Genomic DNA, 255 nt, shown 5'->3' with positions numbered 1-255 from the left:
GGTGCTCTCTATGAACAAGCATACCACACTCCCGAAATTGATGCAAAAACTTGATTCGGATGAAGAGATTCAACTGATTGCCGAAGCGGTGGGGTCTCGTGATTCGTCTCGTACCTTTACGTTGCGCAAGTTGATTCACTTCTTCCTGCTGGCCGCCATGCATCAATGGAAAAGCTTTCGAAACGGAGCCGTTGTGGGGCCTCGGTATGGATTGCCTCGATTCCATTATTCAACTGTATCCAAGACAGCGAAAGA

1 pseudogene is annotated in these 255 nt (G+C 48.2%); it reads left to right on the top strand.

What is annotated here, in order from left to right:
- Positions 1-10: 10 nt before the first annotated feature.
- Positions 11-255, top strand: a pseudogene (locus tag K1I43_RS15550) (IS4 family transposase); the annotation flags it as partial.

Origin of the sequence: Anoxybacillus sp. ST70 (assembly GCF_019553625.1) — a bacterium.
Lineage (GTDB): Bacteria > Bacillota > Bacilli > Bacillales > Anoxybacillaceae > Anoxybacillus > Anoxybacillus gonensis.
The sequence above is the reverse complement of the archived record's forward strand: the minus strand, read 5'-3'. Positions and strand labels throughout refer to the sequence as shown.